Annotated in this window: 11 protein-coding genes and 1 pseudogene; 11 read left to right on the top strand and 1 reads right to left on the bottom strand. The window is 57.4% G+C overall.

All coding sequences use genetic code 11. The features are described 5' to 3' along the window. Positions 1-246: 246 nt before the first annotated feature. The 7 genes from ABYK60_RS07485 (at position 247) to ABYK60_RS07455 (ending at position 11425) form a co-directional block, all read left to right on the top strand. Positions 247-2898, top strand: a complete 2652-nt coding sequence (locus ABYK60_RS07485) for a molybdopterin-dependent oxidoreductase (protein ID WP_372871348.1) — start codon at positions 247-249, stop codon at positions 2896-2898. Further along, positions 2891-3739, top strand: coding sequence for a uroporphyrinogen-III C-methyltransferase (gene cobA, locus ABYK60_RS07480; protein ID WP_372871347.1), 849 nt, complete (start codon positions 2891-2893; stop codon positions 3737-3739). The genes ABYK60_RS07485 and cobA overlap by 8 nt, the downstream gene beginning before the upstream one ends. Continuing rightward, complete coding sequence (locus tag ABYK60_RS07475) at positions 3732-5015, top strand: hypothetical protein (RefSeq protein WP_372871346.1); 1284 nt, start codon at positions 3732-3734, stop codon at positions 5013-5015. Before cobA ends, ABYK60_RS07475 begins: the two co-directional genes overlap by 8 nt. 222 nt (positions 5016-5237) lie before the next feature. Beyond that, positions 5238-7844, top strand: coding sequence for a nitrite reductase large subunit NirB (gene nirB / locus ABYK60_RS07470; protein ID WP_372871345.1), 2607 nt, complete (start codon positions 5238-5240; stop codon positions 7842-7844). Next, the gene (nirD, locus tag ABYK60_RS07465; RefSeq protein ID WP_372871344.1) at positions 7841-8167 is read left to right on the top strand and encodes a nitrite reductase small subunit NirD; all 327 of its coding nucleotides are present in this window, start codon (positions 7841-7843) and stop codon (positions 8165-8167) included. The genes nirB and nirD overlap by 4 nt, the downstream gene beginning before the upstream one ends. Beyond that, positions 8168-9631, top strand: a complete 1464-nt coding sequence (locus tag ABYK60_RS07460; protein WP_372871342.1) for a NarK family nitrate/nitrite MFS transporter — start codon at positions 8168-8170, stop codon at positions 9629-9631. Between the two features lie 9 nt (positions 9632-9640). Next, positions 9641-11425, top strand: coding sequence for a protein kinase (locus ABYK60_RS07455; RefSeq protein ID WP_372871340.1), 1785 nt, complete (start codon positions 9641-9643; stop codon positions 11423-11425). On the opposite strand, the gene ABYK60_RS07450 is transcribed toward ABYK60_RS07455, so the two are convergent. Further along, positions 11422-12171: a cytochrome b/b6 domain-containing protein gene (locus ABYK60_RS07450; protein WP_372871339.1), complete on the bottom strand. Its 750-nt coding sequence runs from the start codon at positions 12169-12171 to the stop codon at positions 11422-11424. The genes ABYK60_RS07455 and ABYK60_RS07450 overlap by 4 nt on opposite strands. A 219-nt stretch (positions 12172-12390) precedes the next feature. Between ABYK60_RS07450 and ABYK60_RS07445 the strand changes: the two are divergent. The 4 genes and pseudogenes from ABYK60_RS07445 to ABYK60_RS07430 form a co-directional block, all read left to right on the top strand. Continuing rightward, positions 12391-12726, top strand: a pseudogene (locus tag ABYK60_RS07445) (hypothetical protein); the annotation flags it as partial. Then, positions 12709-13098 carry a cytochrome c3 family protein gene (locus ABYK60_RS07440; protein WP_372871387.1) on the top strand — a complete coding sequence of 130 codons (390 nt, stop codon included), beginning with the start codon at positions 12709-12711 and terminating at the stop codon, positions 13096-13098. The pseudogene ABYK60_RS07445 and the gene ABYK60_RS07440, both read left to right, overlap by 18 nt. 128 nt (positions 13099-13226) lie before the next feature. Further along, positions 13227-13964, top strand: a complete 738-nt coding sequence (locus tag ABYK60_RS07435) for a hypothetical protein (RefSeq protein WP_372871338.1) — start codon at positions 13227-13229, stop codon at positions 13962-13964. A 203-nt stretch (positions 13965-14167) separates the two neighbouring features. Further along, on the top strand, positions 14168-14668 hold the full coding sequence (locus ABYK60_RS07430) for a tetratricopeptide repeat protein (protein WP_372871337.1): 501 nt from the start codon (positions 14168-14170) through the stop codon (positions 14666-14668). Positions 14669-14973 lie beyond the last annotated feature (305 nt).

Raw genomic sequence — 14973 nt, 5'->3', positions numbered from 1 at the left:
CATGAGTCTGGCGTTGGAGCAGGCTTCCTGAAAGGATGATCTGAACAGATACAATGCCAAGCTACAGATGCTGAAGAGGGCCGCCCGTTAAGGTCTTGCCCCTTTGACCCATAAGGGTGCAGCCTTTGCACCCTTGTAGCGCCCCATCAAAAATCCACTCCCTTGTAGTCAAATAAAATCAACAAGATAACTCTTGGCCTCTCCCTTGCCTGTGATCTGTAAACGTGAACTAAGCAGGAGAGGGCGGTGGGAGAAGTCAATACAAGCTGTGCCTATTGCGGGGTTGGCTGCGGCGTGACTGTGGCAGCAGATGGCCGTTCGTTAACCGGTGACCGTCACCACAGTGCCAATTTCGGGCGCCTTTGCCAAAAAGGGGAGCGCTTGCTCGAAAGCCTGCCGCTGCCATCGGCCTTAAGGTATCCGCGCCTTGGGGGCGAGCGTATCGGTTGGAATGACGCCATCGCCCTGATGGCCAAAACCTTCGCTGACACCCTTGCCGAGTATGGCCCGGATTCGCTGGCCCTGTATCTGTCGGGACAACTGCTGACAGAAGACTATTATGTGGCCAATAAGCTCGCCAAGGGCTTTTGGGGTACGGCCAATGTGGATACCAATTCACGGCTGTGCATGTCATCTGCGGTGAGTGCCCATCAGCGCGCCTTTGGTGAAGATCTGGTGCCCTGTGATTATCAGGATCTGGAGCTTGCCGATACTGTGGTGCTGGTGGGCAGTAATGCCGCCTGGACCCATCCTGTACTGTTTCAACGGCTGCTGCGGGCAAGGGAAGAGCGCGGCACCCGCATCGTGGTGATAGACCCACGAAAAACAGCCACCGCTGCTCAGGCCGATTGGCACCTTGCGCTGGCACCAAGCTCAGATCTGGCGCTCTACTCGCTTTTGACAATGGCGCTGCACGGGCGGCAAGTGGTGGATGAGGGTTTTGTCGGTGCCCATACCCAGGGACTGGATGCGCTGATTGACTGTCTCGCTCAGGCGTATCCCGACACTCAGCAGGCTTTGGCAACCATAGGGCTTGTGCACGAGGCCTTCGAGCGGCTCCTTGCTCTTTATGCCAGCGGTAAGGTGGTCACCGCCTTTTGTCAGGGGGTTAACCAGCAAGTCAGGGGCACAGATACCATCAATGCCATTATCAATTGCCATCTGCTGCTCGGTCAGATAGGCAAGCCCGGCTGTGGCCCCTTTTCTCTTACCGGTCAGCCCAATGCCATGGGCGGGCGGGAAGTGGGAGCGCTGGCGACTCAGCTCGCCTGCCATATGGGCTTTGGCGATAAAGAGCGGGAGCTTTTGGCTCACTTCTGGCCCCAAAGCCTGCCGCCAAAGGCGGCCGGACTCACAGCTACCGAGCTTTTCAGTGCCATGGCCGATGGCAGGATAAAAGCGGTGTGGATAATGGCCACCAATCCTCTGGTGTCGCTGCCGGACAGGGCATTGGTGGAGCGGGCGCTCAAGACCTGTCCCTTCGTGGTGGTGTCGGATATCTCGGCCGACACCGACACAGCAAAACATGCTGATTTGCTCCTGCCCGCCCTGGGCTGGTCCGAAAAATCCGGCACAGTTACCAACTCCGAGCGCACCATCAGTCGCCAGCGCGCCTTTATGGCGGGTAAAGGTGAGGCCAAAGCCGACTGGCAGGCTGTGTGTGAGCTCGCCAACGCCATGGGTTACCCCGGATTTGAGTTTGCTTCTGCCGCAGCGATTTTCCGTGAACACGCGGCCCTCTCCGGTGAAGTGACGCGGGCCTTTCCCGAAAAGCACTTTGATATTTCCAGGCTTGCCAGTCTTAGCGATGAAGCCTTCGATACCCTCACACCGGTGCGCTGGCCCTTCGTCCATGAACGTCATCCACATCAGTTATCTTCCCGCAGGCTGTTTGCCGATGGCCGCTTCGCCTTTAAGGATGGCAGAGCCAGGTTTGTGGCCCCAGCCACAACTCATATTGCTCCTGACAAGCTGCCCGATGCTGAAGGCGTGTGGATGCGGCTGAACTCGGGCCGTAGCCGCGATCAGTGGCATACCCGTACCCGCACCGGCCATGTGCCGGCGCTCTGTCGGCAGGAATGGGAGCCCTGTCTCTATTTGTGCAGTGCCGATCTGGCCTGTCTTGGTCTCGCCGAAGGGCAGCTGGTTTCCCTTCGTGGTCAATCTGCCGAGGAAGGGGCGGCGGAGCTGTTGCTGCCGGTAATGTGTGACGATGGCCTGCAGAGCGGGCAACCCTTTGTGTCCATGCACTGGACGGGCAATGAACTTGGCTCTGGCGTCAATGCTCTTACCAGCGCTCTGATTGATCCCATCTCCCGCCAGCCCGCCTTTAAAAGTCAGCCGGTGCTGCTTAAGCCTGTCGGCTCTCTCTGGCGGCAATATGCTTATGGCGCAGTGCCGCCACCAGAGCAATCCATGCTCCGGCGTCAGCGGCTGTGCATCGACTCAGGGGTTGCCGAGCTTAGTTATTTTTCTGAGGGAGTGACCCCAGTGCCTGCTGGCAAGCTTCGCTGGCAGCGGCGACTAGGAGAGCAAAAGGTGCTGGCGCAGCTTTGGGCTTCTTTGGGCACTGTAACTGGATTTGCCCTTGCCAGTGACTCGCCACTGTCCCTCAATCATCAGGCCTTTGCCAACCTTATCGGCCGTGAACTGACCCCGCGGCTTATCGACGAGATTGAGGCGCTGCTGGTTGCCGGTGACAGCCCACTGGTCTGCCTGTGTAAGGGCGTCAGCCAAAAAGCGATAAAAGCGTCGCTGGCCACTTGTCCTGAAGGGATGGACCGAGCGCTGTGGGTGCGAGAGAGCACGGGTTGTGGCAGCGGCTGCGGCAGCTGTGTCGGCGAGCTTGTTACCCTTTCATCAGAATTTACTTTAACCGGAGAGCTGACACATGGCTGAGATCCACTCAATGATTGACTCGCTGGCGGCGGACTTTGCCCCCGGCTCAGTGGTGCTGGCGGGGGCAGGTTTTGGCGGCATGGGTAGCCTGACACTGGAAGTGCTAGCCTGCCTGCGCCGCTGCGATGTGCTGGTATTCGATGCCCTGGTGGATGAGTCAATACTGGCGCTCGCCAATCGGGCTGCTAAGCGCATCCCTATGGGCAAGCGGGCTGGCGGGGACAGCAGCCATCAGGACGACATCAATCTGTGCCTGCTGGAGCAGGCGCAGCGTGGGCTGCGGGTGCTGCGGCTTAAGGGCGGCGATCCCGGGGTGTTTGGCCGGGGCGCGGAAGAGGCCGCTTTTTTACTCAAGCGGGGCATAGATTGCCGCTGGCTACCGGGTGTCAGTGCGGCGCTTGGCTGCGGCGCGGCGGCCATGATCCCGCTTACCCACAGGGGGCTTGCCCGTTCAGTGAGTTTCGTGACTGGTCAGCAGATGGGTGGTCAGCAAATCGGCGGCGAAGGCAGCAGACACTGGCAGCAACTGTTGGCACAGGGCAACACCCTGGTGTTTTACATGGGGGCCAATCAGGCCGGGCTCATCTCGGCCAGCCTGCAACTTGCCGGCGCCTCAGCGGCCTTACCCTGCGCCCTGGTGCGCGATGGCGGCAGGCCGTCCCAGCAGCTTAAATTTTGCCACCTGAAAGACTTAAGTACTGCGGCCTCCAGTTTGAAAGGAGATGGCCCCTGCCTGATGTTGGTAGGAGAGGTGTGCGCTGTGGGTGAAGAGCTCAACCAATTAAGGGCCGAGCTGCTTAATGGCGTTGATCTCTGCGCCGTGGAGGTGGTCTATGGCTGAATTGACATCTGCAAAGGGGCGCGAGGCTCAAGATGAGGCTGCAACGTGCGCTAAAACCCTGCTAAGAGCCGTCGCCTGTGGCCCCAAGCGGGCAAGAAGCCTCACCCTGAACGAGAGTAAAGCGCTATTGATTGGCTGGAGTGAAGGCTGGGTGCCCGATGTGTCCCTTGGCGCGGCGCTGATGGTGATGCGAAGCCGCGGCGAGAGTAGCGCCGAGGTCGCCGGTATGGCGCTGGCGCTGCGGGAGCTGATTGACAAAGGGCTGTCAGAACCAGGCCTTAGCGGTTGGGGAGAAGGGAAGCCGGGCTTTATCGACTGGCCCTGTTATGCAGGTAAGCGTGGCCAGTTCCCCTGGCTGCTTTATGGGGTAAAGCGGCTGGAGCGTGAAGGCATACCTGTGCTGCTACACGGCGACAGCGAAACCGATACGCCTTCCCGCCGTTGCCATGTGGGGCAGATGCTGGCGCAAGTGGGGATCCCAAAGGCCTGCTCCATAGCCGAGGCGCGCTCCTTTTTACGGGAGAGAAAGAGCTGCTATCTGCCCCTTGACGCCATGCTGCCACAGTGGTCAGGGCTTAAGGCACTTCATCGGCAGCTTGGGATCCGAAGCCTTATCACCCAGGCACTCAAGTTTATCAATCCCCTCGATGCGCCCATGGGGATGCGGGCCTTTTTTCACCCCAAGCTTGAGGGGCATTACGCCCAGGTGATGGGTGCAATCGCCAATGAGACAGGTGTGGACTGTCGGCAATTGCTGTTTCGTGGTTTTCAGGGGGAGACTGAACCCAACCCCCGGGTGGATACGCCGCTTTGGTGCATAGAGCCATTGGCGCAAGCCAGCAGCGACCTAGACCCCTTGCAGCCTCGCTGGCACTTGTCTGCCTGCGCCCCCGAAGGCACCCAGGCGACCCTGACGGCGCTTGGTGACGATATGCTGGCCCATAGACGCCTGGCGGCCGCCGAGTTGCCCGGTGCCTTCGATGATAGCCTGCAGGGTGCCAGTGTGTGCGCATCATTAGCGGCCGCCTACCTGCTTGGCAAGCGGGCGAGCACGGCGGATGAAGCCTTAAGGCTTGCCTATGGCGACGGCGCTGAGGGCGAAAGCCTGGTTAAAGGCTCGGGCGCCGTGGCAACCCTTTGCAGAGAACTGATGGCGGCTGGCGCCGCTGAGGCGGAGGCGGTGGGTCTTGTTCGCCGCTACTCGATGCAAACCGGCAAACCCATGGTGCAGCTTGCCCAAGAGCTGCTGCGCCAAAGGAGTGCAGCTGCCCGATAATGGCGCAGCTTTAGGGGCATGCACCCATGGCTTTATTTTAAATATTTAAATAAAACAGAAAGATAAAAGTTGGCACAGGCTGTGAATTACTGCCAGGGCTCCCCAGGGGGCAACAGGCTGTCAAACAGGGGCGCTTCGCCGCCCCACCTGATTTCTGATTGAATTGGCAAAGGCGCCACACTCCAGTTGGGAGTGGGCGCTTTTTTGTTTTCTGGAGGTCTTATGTCCAATCGTAAACCCAGGGTCGTGGTAGTGGGTAACGGCATGGTGGGTCACCACTTTGTCGAGTATGTCTGTGAGCAGGGTTGGCAGACCCAATGGGAATTGGTGGTCATTGGCGCCGAGGCCAGCATTGCCTATGACAGGGTGCAGCTGTCGTCTTATTTTCAGGGCAAGCCGCTGGATGACCTGTCTTTAAGCTCTGTTGAGGCTTACCGCAAGTGGGGTGTGGAGCTTAAGCTTGGCACCCGGGTGCTGGCGCTGGACCCGGTGGCCAGGTCGCTCGGCCTCAGCGATGGCAGCAGTGTCACTTATGATTATCTGGTGCTTGCCACCGGCTCCTTTGGTTTTGTGCCCCCCATCGCGGGCGCTGACAAGCCCCAGTGTCTGGTGTACCGCACCACAGACGACCTGCTTGCCATCGAGGCTGCGGCCAAAAACGCCCGCAGCGGGGTAGTGATTGGTGGCGGTTTGCTGGGGCTTGAAGCGGCCAATGCACTTAAGAGTCTGGGGCTTAAGACCCATGTGGTGGAATTCGCCCCCCAGCTGATGCCGGTACAGCTAGATAGCGCCGCAGGCGAGCTTTTAAAGCAAAAAATTGAGGCGCTGGGGGTGTCTGTACACACCTCAAAAGCCACCCGCATCATCGAAGATGGCGAGAGCGCCGAGCTTAGGCTGACCTTTGCCGAGGGCGATATGCTCGAGACCGACATGCTGGTGTTTTCGGCCGGTATTCGCCCCCACGACGAGCTGGCCACAGCTGCGGGCATAGCCAAAGGGGCGCGCGGCGGCTTTGCGGTGGATGATCTGATGCAGACCTCTGCGCCAGGGGTATTTGCCATTGGCGAGTGTGCCAGCTGGCAGGATAAGATTTTCGGCCTGGTGGCACCCGGGTACCAGATGGCCCGTATCGCCGCCGATACCCTTCGGCACTTAAGTCACGCTTCCTCACAACCGCTGCCCGCACCCTTCACTGGCGCCGACATGAGCACCAAGCTTAAACTGCTTGGCATCGACGTGGGCGCAGTGGGCAACAGCCGTGGCAACGACGACTCGCCCTTTGTGGAGTTCAATGATGCCGTCGCCGGGGTATACAAAAAACTGTGGCTCGATGAGGCGGGTACCCGGGTTACCGGGGCGCTGCTGGTGGGGGATGCCAGCGATTATGGCACCCTCTTGGGCCAATATCTTGAAGGGACCGACATTGAAGGCAGCCCCGCATCTTTGATGTTGGGTGAGCCAAGCGGTATAGGCACCGCGCCCAAGAAGGATGCGCTGGTGTGCTCCTGTCATCAGGTGAAGAAAAGCGCCATTGTGGCGGCGGTTAACGAGGGCTGCGAGACCCTCGGTGATATCAAGCGCTGCACCAAGGCCGCCAGTGGCTGCGGCGGCTGTGGTCCAGAGGTACAGAAGATAATAGATACAGCTCTGGCCGAGGCGGGTAAGGCACGGGATGAGCGCCTCTGCCCCCACTTCAGCCACAGCCGTCAGGCGCTGTATCACCTCTGCGCCGTGGAAGATATCCGCGACTTTGGCACTTTACTCAGCCGTCATGGCAGCCATGGAAGAGAAGGGAGTGCTGATACCGGCACTAAGGACTCAGGAATGGCCCTCGGCTGCGCCATCTGCCAGCCGGTGGCGGCCTCCATCTTTGCCACCCTGCATAACGATCATGTACTCGGGGACGAGCGGGCGCGGCTACAGGACACCAATGATGCCTTCCTCGGCAACCTGCAAAAGGATGGCAGTTACTCTGTGGTGCCCCGCATCGCGGGCGGTGAAATCACCCCCGAAAAGCTCATTGTACTGGGTGAGGTGGCGCGGGACTTTGACCTCTACACCAAGATCACCGGCGGACAGCGTATCGATCTGTTCGGTGCCCGGCTCGATGAACTGCCCGCCATCTGGCGCCGCCTGGTGGATGCGGGTTTTGAGACCGGCCATGCCTACGGTAAGTCGCTGCGCACCGTAAAGTCCTGTGTTGGCAGCACCTGGTGCCGCTACGGGGTGCAGGACTCGGTGTCCATGGCGATTGAGCTTGAGCACAGATACAAGGGGCTGCGCTCGCCCCACAAACTCAAGCTGGCGGTGTCTGGCTGTGCCCGCGAATGCGCCGAGGCCCAGAGTAAGGATATAGGCGTTATCGCCACCGAAAACGGCTGGAACCTTTACGTTGGGGGCAACGGCGGCATGAAGCCGCGCCATGCCGACCTGTTCGCCTCGGATCTCTCCTCTGAGGCTCTTATCGATTGCGTCGACAAAATCCTGATGTTTTATGCCGCCACCGCCGATCGCTTGCAGCGCACCTCGGTGTGGCTCGAGTCCCTCGAGGGGGGCGTCGACTACCTGCGTGAGGTGGTGCTTAACGACAGCCTGGGTCTGGGGGATGAGCTCAAAGCACGGATGCAGCGGGTAGTGGACAGCTACCGCTGTGAGTGGAAGGCCGCCATCGAGGAGCCAGCCCTCGGCAGTCGCTTTGTGGAGTTCGTGAACCCCACTCCCGCCGAGCTGGCTCAATTGCCGTATCGCCGGGTGAGGGGGCAGAAGATGCCGCCGCTTGTGGGCGAAATGAGTGAAGCATTACGCATTGAAATCAAGGAGCTGTCATGAATTGGACACAGATTTGTTCGTTGGACTCTTTGCCGCACTATGCCGGGATTGCCGCCTGGCTCGGCACCCGTCCGGTGGCGATTTTCAATCTGGGAGAGCGGGGCCTGTTTGCCCTGGATAACCGCGAGCCGGGCTCAGGGGTGAGCCTGCTGGCCCGGGGCCAACTGTGTGAGCTGGATGGGGAGCTCTATGTGTGCTCGCCGCTTTACAAACAGCACTTTCATCTGCTTAGCGGCGAGTGCCTTGAAGAGCCCGGCCTCAAAGCCGAGCCCGTTGCAGTCAAGCATGAACATGGCACCGTCTGGCTCGCCGGGGAGGTATAAATGGACAGTAAATTCAATCTCTTCAGCTTCAGCGGCCGGATGCGGGTACTGCATTTGAGCTGGATTGCGTTTTTCGTGACCTTTGTGGTCTGGTTCAACGCGGCGCCGCTGCTCGGGCCCATCGCCGCGAGCCTTGGGCTTAGCAAGGAAGAAGTCAAAACCCTGCTTATTCTCAACGTGGCGCTCACCATTCCGGCGCGGGTGATCATTGGCATGGTCACAGATGCGTATGGGCCAAGGCGGGTCTACACGGCGCTGCTGCTCTTTTGTAGCTTGCCCTGTTTCGCCTTTGCTCTGGCCGATGATTTTGCCGAGCTTGCCGCAGCGCGCTTTTTATTGGGCTTTATCGGCGCAGGCTTTGTGGTGGGCATTCGCATTATCGGTGAGTGGTTTCCGGCGCGGGAGCTTGGCACCGCCGAGGGGATCTATGGCGGTTGGGGCAACTTTGGCTCGGCGGCAGCCGCCTTTTGCCTGCCGCTGCTGGCGCTCTGGTTTGGCGGCGATGATGGCTGGCGTTATGCGGTGGGGCTGTCAGGCGTGCTCTGTCTTGCAGCGGCGCTGGCGTTTTACCTCGGGGTGAGGGACACCCCCAAGGGCTCGACCTATTTTAAGCCCAAGCAGTCCGGTGCCATGGAGGTGACCAGTAAGGGCGACTTGCTGCTGCTGTGCATCATGAAACTGCCGATGTATGCAACCTTGCTGCTGCTGTGCTGGAAGCTATCGCCAAGCGGTGTGGGCCTCTTGGGTGACTTCAGCGTCAATCTCTGTGTGGCATTTTTGCTCACTGTACTGATAGTGGACCTGGCGCTCACCTTCAGGGTCAATCGCAAGCTTTTCAGCGAGGCGGTGCCCGAGTTTGAGCGCTACTCCTTCAAGCAGGTGGCTGTGCTCAATGTGTTGTATTTTTCAACCTTCGGCTCTGAGCTTGCCGTGGTATCCATGCTACCGCTGTTTTTTACCGAGACCTTTGGTTTGGGGCTGGCCGAGGCGGGCATGGTGGCCTCCAGTTATGCCTTTATGAACCTGATGTCGCGCCCCGGCGGTGGGCTGCTGTCGGACCGTTTCGGGCGTAAGTCGGTGCTGCTTATCCTCACCGCCGGTCTGGCTGTGGGTTACTTCACCCTGGCGCAGATAAACAGCGGCTGGCCACTGGCGCTGGCGGTGGTTGCTGTAATGGCCTGCTCCTTCTTTGTGCAGGCCGGAGAGGGCGCGGTATTTGCTGCCGTGCCGCTGATTAAAAGGCGCCTGACCGGGCAGATAGCGGGCATGACCGGTGCCTATGGCAATGTGGGGGCGGTATTTTTCCTGACCCTGTATTCCATTGTGTCGGTGGAGGCCTTTTTCTATGCCATCGCCGCGAGTGCACTCTTTGGTTTGATTTGCCTCACGTTTATGGCCGAGCCCAAGGGCCATATGGCCGAAGTGGACGCCGATGGCAAGGTGACGCTTATCAGCGTGGGTTGAGGACAGAGCATGGAATTGGTCGACAGGGGCAGGTTGCCCCTTGGCAGCGCTCCCAAGATTATGGCCGGGGCATATTCCTGTGCGGGCAAAAAAGCACGTAACGAGGATGCGCTGGGGCTGAGGTTGCCGCCACGGGGGCTTGAAGCCACCAAGGGTATTGCCGCCGTGATAGCCGATGGGGTCAGCGCCGCCGAAGGGGGCGGCGAAGCGGCAAGGACGGCGGTCACCTCCTTTTTAAGCGACTATTACAGTACGCCGCAGACCTGGGGGGTGGACACGGCCGCCCAGAAGGTGATTGGGGCCATCAATCACTGGTTACTGGGGCGGGGGCGCGACTATCGGGACGCGGGCAAGGGTTTTGTCTGTACTTTTACGGCTTTGGTGCTCAAGTCCCGCTTCGGCTATCTATTCCATGTGGGGGATGCGCGCCTGTATCGCCTCCGGGGCAGAGTGCTTGAGCGCCTGACCCGGGATCATTGCGTGGGGAATCGCCTTACCGGTGGCCATTTTCTGACCCGTGCTCTGGGGCTGGGGGCCAATCTCGAGCTGGACTTCCAACGCTTTGCGCTGGAGGAGGGGGATCTGTTTTTGCTGCTTACCGACGGCATTCATGGCAGCCTCAGCGAACGGCAACTGTGTGAACTATCCCTTGAGATGCAGCGTGAGGCTGAAAAGCAGGCTCAAGGCTGCCCGGCAGAGGGCTGGCTGGATGCCCTGAGTCAACGGCTGGTGGCAGAGGCCGAGCGTGCCGGCAGCGAGGATAATCTCAGCGCACTTGCTCTCAAAGTCGGCTCCCTGCCTGCACAAACGCCCGAGTCCCTGCTCAGTCAATTGTCCGGGCTGCCGTTTCCGCCGCCGCTGTTGCCGGGGCAGACGCTGGATGGTTTTAAGGTGCTGCGCATAGTGCACGAGAGCCGCCGCAGCCAGTTGTATCAGGTGCGTGATAGCGAAACCGGCGTTCAATACGCCATGAAAACCCCGTCACTTAACTTCTGCGATGATGCCGCCTACATAGAGCGCTTTTTGATGGAGAGCTGGATAGGCGCGCGCATCAAGCATCCGGCTGTGCTTGAGCACGTGCAGCCAGTCCGGCCGCAGACGGCGCTGTATCATCTCAGCGAATGGTGCGATGGCATCACGCTCACCGATTGGGTCAAGGCGAAGCGGCCGGGGTTTGAGGAAAAGCTCACGCTGCTTGGCAGGATAGAGCAGGGGCTAAGGGCATTTCATCGCAAGGATATGGTGCACAGGGACTTGAAACCCGACAATGTGCTGGTGTGCCCCGACGGTCGGGTCAAGCTTATCGATTTTGGCAGTGTGTCGGTGCGCGGGCTGTCGGAAATACACAGTCCGCTGGCACGGGAACAGGTACTGGGGACGGCGGAGTATTCTGCACCTGAATTGGTGCTTTATGGTCAGGCTACGGTGAAGTCAGATCTGTTTTCGCTGGCGGCATTGGCTTTTGAGCTGTTTACCGGTGCGGTGCCCTTTGGCGGCAGACTGGCCCAGTGCAATGAGGCCCGTGACTACGGGGCGCTTAAGTATGTCAGCGCCCGCTGCCTGAGTCCGGCGCTGCCATCCTGGGTGGACGGGGCATTGGAGCGGGCGTTGTCTCTCGAACCAGGCAAACGCTTTGCTGACAGTCACGAGTTTGTGCAGGCGCTGAGTCGTCCCAGTGCAGACACAAGCCAAGAGCCACTGCTTATCCGGCGTGAGCCGGCGCTCTTTTACCGCCGGCTCTGTCTGGCTCAGTTTTGGCTCATCCTGCTATTACTGATGCTATTGGTAGTTTAGGGCTTGTCATCCCCATCAACGGGGGGTTCGCTCAGGTACTTGTTACCGGAAAACATCGCGGAAATCAGCCCCGGCTGACGGCGACAGTCGGTATAGATCACCGCAGCAATATGGATAACGGCAAACAGCCACAGCAGATATACCGCATACACATGGGTCTTGCCCGCCAGTGATTTCATCGGCTTGATAGCATCCGCCTTGGCCTTATCGACATAGGTTTCATCGTAGGGTTTGATGGCGGCGGGATCGGCGCCTTCTTTGACTATCTGGGCCTGGATACTGCTGCCAAAAGGCGGGTAGTAGATATCGGTACCGGCACGGTACAACCCGGTTACTCCAATCACCAGCATCAGCAGTACCATGGCGCCAACCGCCAACTTGCCTTTGGGGTTGTGCCCCAGATACTCAGGCTTTTCACCGCGTTTGGTTCGCGCTTTATATTCCGTCAGCGCCTTGATGCTTGATGGCCCCGGCAGCATATGCCCAAGGCTGCCGTAGCCACGGCTGATTAAGCCATAAATAAGCCGTAGCGCCAGATTGGCGACAAACAGATAGCCTACCACCACGTGAGCGGTTTTGAGGCCCACCTTGGCATCGGTGCCGCTGATCCCAAGTTCTGGCTTGAACAGCATGACTAATCCCAGAAAACTCAGGGTCAGCACCAACAGCAGGTTTACCCAGTGAAATAGCCTTACCGGTAGCGGCCAGACCCGATACTCCCTCAAGGTTTTGATTTCAGGTGTCATTTAGATTTCCCCATCTTGAACTCCCGGACTCATTTTATGCCCCTTTGGGGGTTTTATTAAATGAAATTAGCTTCATTCGTCTTAAGCGATTGGCAATCTTCCTAATCCTAAAGTGGGGGTTGGCGCCATAAATTAGCCTGATCCGGGGGGGGTTATTAATACCAGTAGGGGACGCTATGCGATAAAAGCCTCAGCATAATTAGCGTCAACAGTTTGACGATGTCAAAGATGATGAACAAAGGATTAATCGCAATCGCTCTCGGATGGGCACTGGCTGCCCTCCCTGGTCAATCACAGGCCGGGCAGGATATCAGCGAGATTGACGAACTGGCGCTCGGGGCCAATCAGGCCAATGTGATGCAGCTGGGGGATTTCCTGACGGTGAACGCCAGTCAGCTAGGTCAGGCCAACCAATTGACCCTGCTGCAAGACGGCTTCGGCAGCGAGGCCAATATTCAGCAGCTGGGGCAGGGCAACGAAATAAGTCTGTTGCAGCAGGGCCAGTATCTTGAGGCCAGTTTGCTGCAAGCCGGGAGCATGAACCGGATTGAGGCCACCCAACAGGGGCTTGGACATCTGCTTGATGTGGATCAGTACGGCCAAAACAATCGGGCCATCATCAATCAGACCGGTAGTGACAATTCAATTTGGATCAAGCAGTACGGGTCCGGACACGCAGCAGCCTTTGCCGGCGATCAGACTCTGGCTGAATTTCACGTTGAAAACGGCGGCTGTGATTCATGCCACCAGGATGTGTCTCCTTCTGCTGATGGCGCCTACGAATTTGAGCAGTGCCAAAGCTGCCACGGTACCCTGGCTGAGATGGACGATGTTCACAAGCCACACGACAACAACGTAGGCCAGAAGCCAACCTGTGATAGCTGCCATGACGATGGTCGTACTTCAGATTCAGTACTGAAGAAGTAACAGCAAGCGCGAGTTAGCTGATAAAACGCTGGCCCTGAGCCGGCGTTTTTTACTGCTCGTTTTTAACTGTTAAACACTCTGTTCAGCCAAAGGAGCATGGTCTGAGTGTTTTGGATGGAATTTGTGGGATGGAAGCTGCAATAAGGAAAGAAGGATTAACACCCTTGTTATTGGCATTGCTAACGACATTGACGGGATGTGCCAATGTTACGTCTCAACCTCAGTTTTCTCCACCGCTGAATGAAACCCTGTTTGCTCCCGTGCCAGTTGCTGATTTAGAGACATTTAATACTCAGAATGACAACCAAAGATCCGAATTGGCCAGGTTTATCTCTCGGCCCGATATAGCACCCTTATTGCCATTCAGGCAGGTGGAGCGGTTTCTCGGCTCCAAATTGATAGATTTTGGGTATGAGGGCAAAAATCTTGGTGCATCTGAGGCGCTGAGCAATATGGGGGGCAATTGCATGAGTCTGGCTCTGGTAACCCAGGCAGTTGCCATGGAGTTGGGAGTTCCGGTTAGGTTCCAACTGGTGCATGCAGCCCCTGTATTACTGGATGCAACAGACGATTTGATAGTGCTTTCCAGCCATGTGCGTACTCTTCTGTTCGATGCTCCTTCTGACGCGAAAGTGTTAAGTCCCTATTTCGGAAATCATGATTTGATAGCAATCGATTATTTTCCGTCCAACAATAATCTTTTTGGTGTTTTTATAGATGACAGCAGCTTTATCGCTATGTTCTATCGCAATTTGGCATCTGATGCTCTGATAGCGGGAGACTTAGGGAAGGTGCGAACAAGTCCTCGCACAGCTCTGGCTGTGATAGCGACGACAGTTCAAGGCATTCAACTGAAGGCATGCTGAGGCATGGTGAAGTTGAATAACGCCGACATGGTGTTGCTATCAAAGCCCCGTAGGGCGTGCCTTACAGCGGTATCTGCCGCGTTACAGTTCTTGCGAAGGACTAGGGCCATTCGCTGCGAACTGTGCCTTGCATCTACCCGCTGTAAGCTCACGCAGAGCAAGCACGGGACTTATTCGCACCTTCCTTAGCAAGTGCCTATTGGTTGGCCAACGCTGGGCTGCAAAATGACCCGCAAAATGTGCCCTTACTTAATCTCGCCGCTATTATTCACCGTCGTAGCGGCGATTCTCTAACGGCTCAGGCGCTGTATCGATATGCCCTGAAATTTGCGCCTTCAGATCTGAATTTGCTTCAGAATTACCATACACTGGCTCTGCTACAGGGTGATAGTGAACTTGCCCGCAGCCTTAAAGCAAAGATTGACTCAGCGGACGGAGGAAGGGGTTACGATTTGTATTTGTTGGGCAGGGAAGCGATGGCTCGGAAAGAGTTTAAAGAGGCTGAGCGTTATCTTACCAAGTTTCTGAAATTCACACCGAATTTCCATCCCGCGTGGTTTGAATTGACCAGGGTGCATCATGAGCTTGGCAATGACGACAGTGCCAAATCGGCGCTGCGTCAAGCCATGGAGCTTGCTTCTCAGCGAGACGATATCAACCGGTATCAGGCTAAGCTGCAGCAATTAAAAACTGCCGCCCGATGAATTTACTGTTAGACATTACTTGAACTGGCAACCTAATTCAGTTGCCGTTATGGCGCTTTTTAGTTGGGAATCATTTGGGTGTTTTAAATTGTATTGATACAACCTCTAATTTGAGCAGGCGGTAAGGTATTTTTTAGAATAATTGACGGAAAATGGCTTTTTTGGGGGTGGATACAGTTGTTTGTTTGGTGTAACTTGTGCTTGTTCTGCTCGGAGATTGGCAGAGCATGCAGGTTGACCCAAATATTTACACGGAGGTTGGGCGTTATGTTCAAGATTATTCATTGGATGGTGGTGTCACGTTC

Origin of the sequence: Shewanella sp., assembly GCF_041630135.1 — a bacterium.
Classification (GTDB): Bacteria; Pseudomonadota; Gammaproteobacteria; order Enterobacterales; family Shewanellaceae; genus Shewanella.
The sequence above is the reverse complement of the archived record's forward strand: the minus strand, read 5'-3'. Positions and strand labels throughout refer to the sequence as shown.

What these genes read in the sequence shown, in the direction of transcription:
- cobA (WP_372871347.1), top strand. Translation starts at nt 2,891, where the DNA reads ATGGCTGAGATCCACTCAATGATTGACTCGCTGGCGGCGGACTTTGCC.
- ABYK60_RS07475 (WP_372871346.1), top strand. Translation starts at nt 3,732, where the DNA reads ATGGCTGAATTGACATCTGCAAAGGGGCGCGAGGCTCAAGATGAGGCT.
- nirB (WP_372871345.1), top strand. Translation starts at nt 5,238, where the DNA reads ATGTCCAATCGTAAACCCAGGGTCGTGGTAGTGGGTAACGGCATGGTG.
- nirD (WP_372871344.1), top strand. Translation starts at nt 7,841, where the DNA reads ATGAATTGGACACAGATTTGTTCGTTGGACTCTTTGCCGCACTATGCC.
- ABYK60_RS07460 (WP_372871342.1), top strand. Translation starts at nt 8,168, where the DNA reads ATGGACAGTAAATTCAATCTCTTCAGCTTCAGCGGCCGGATGCGGGTA.
- ABYK60_RS07455 (WP_372871340.1), top strand. Translation starts at nt 9,641, where the DNA reads ATGGAATTGGTCGACAGGGGCAGGTTGCCCCTTGGCAGCGCTCCCAAG.
- ABYK60_RS07450 (WP_372871339.1), bottom strand. Translation starts at nt 12,171, where the DNA reads ATGACACCTGAAATCAAAACCTTGAGGGAGTATCGGGTCTGGCCGCTA.
- ABYK60_RS07440 (WP_372871387.1), top strand. Translation starts at nt 12,709, where the DNA reads ATGAACCGGATTGAGGCCACCCAACAGGGGCTTGGACATCTGCTTGAT.
- ABYK60_RS07435 (WP_372871338.1), top strand. Translation starts at nt 13,227, where the DNA reads ATGGAAGCTGCAATAAGGAAAGAAGGATTAACACCCTTGTTATTGGCA.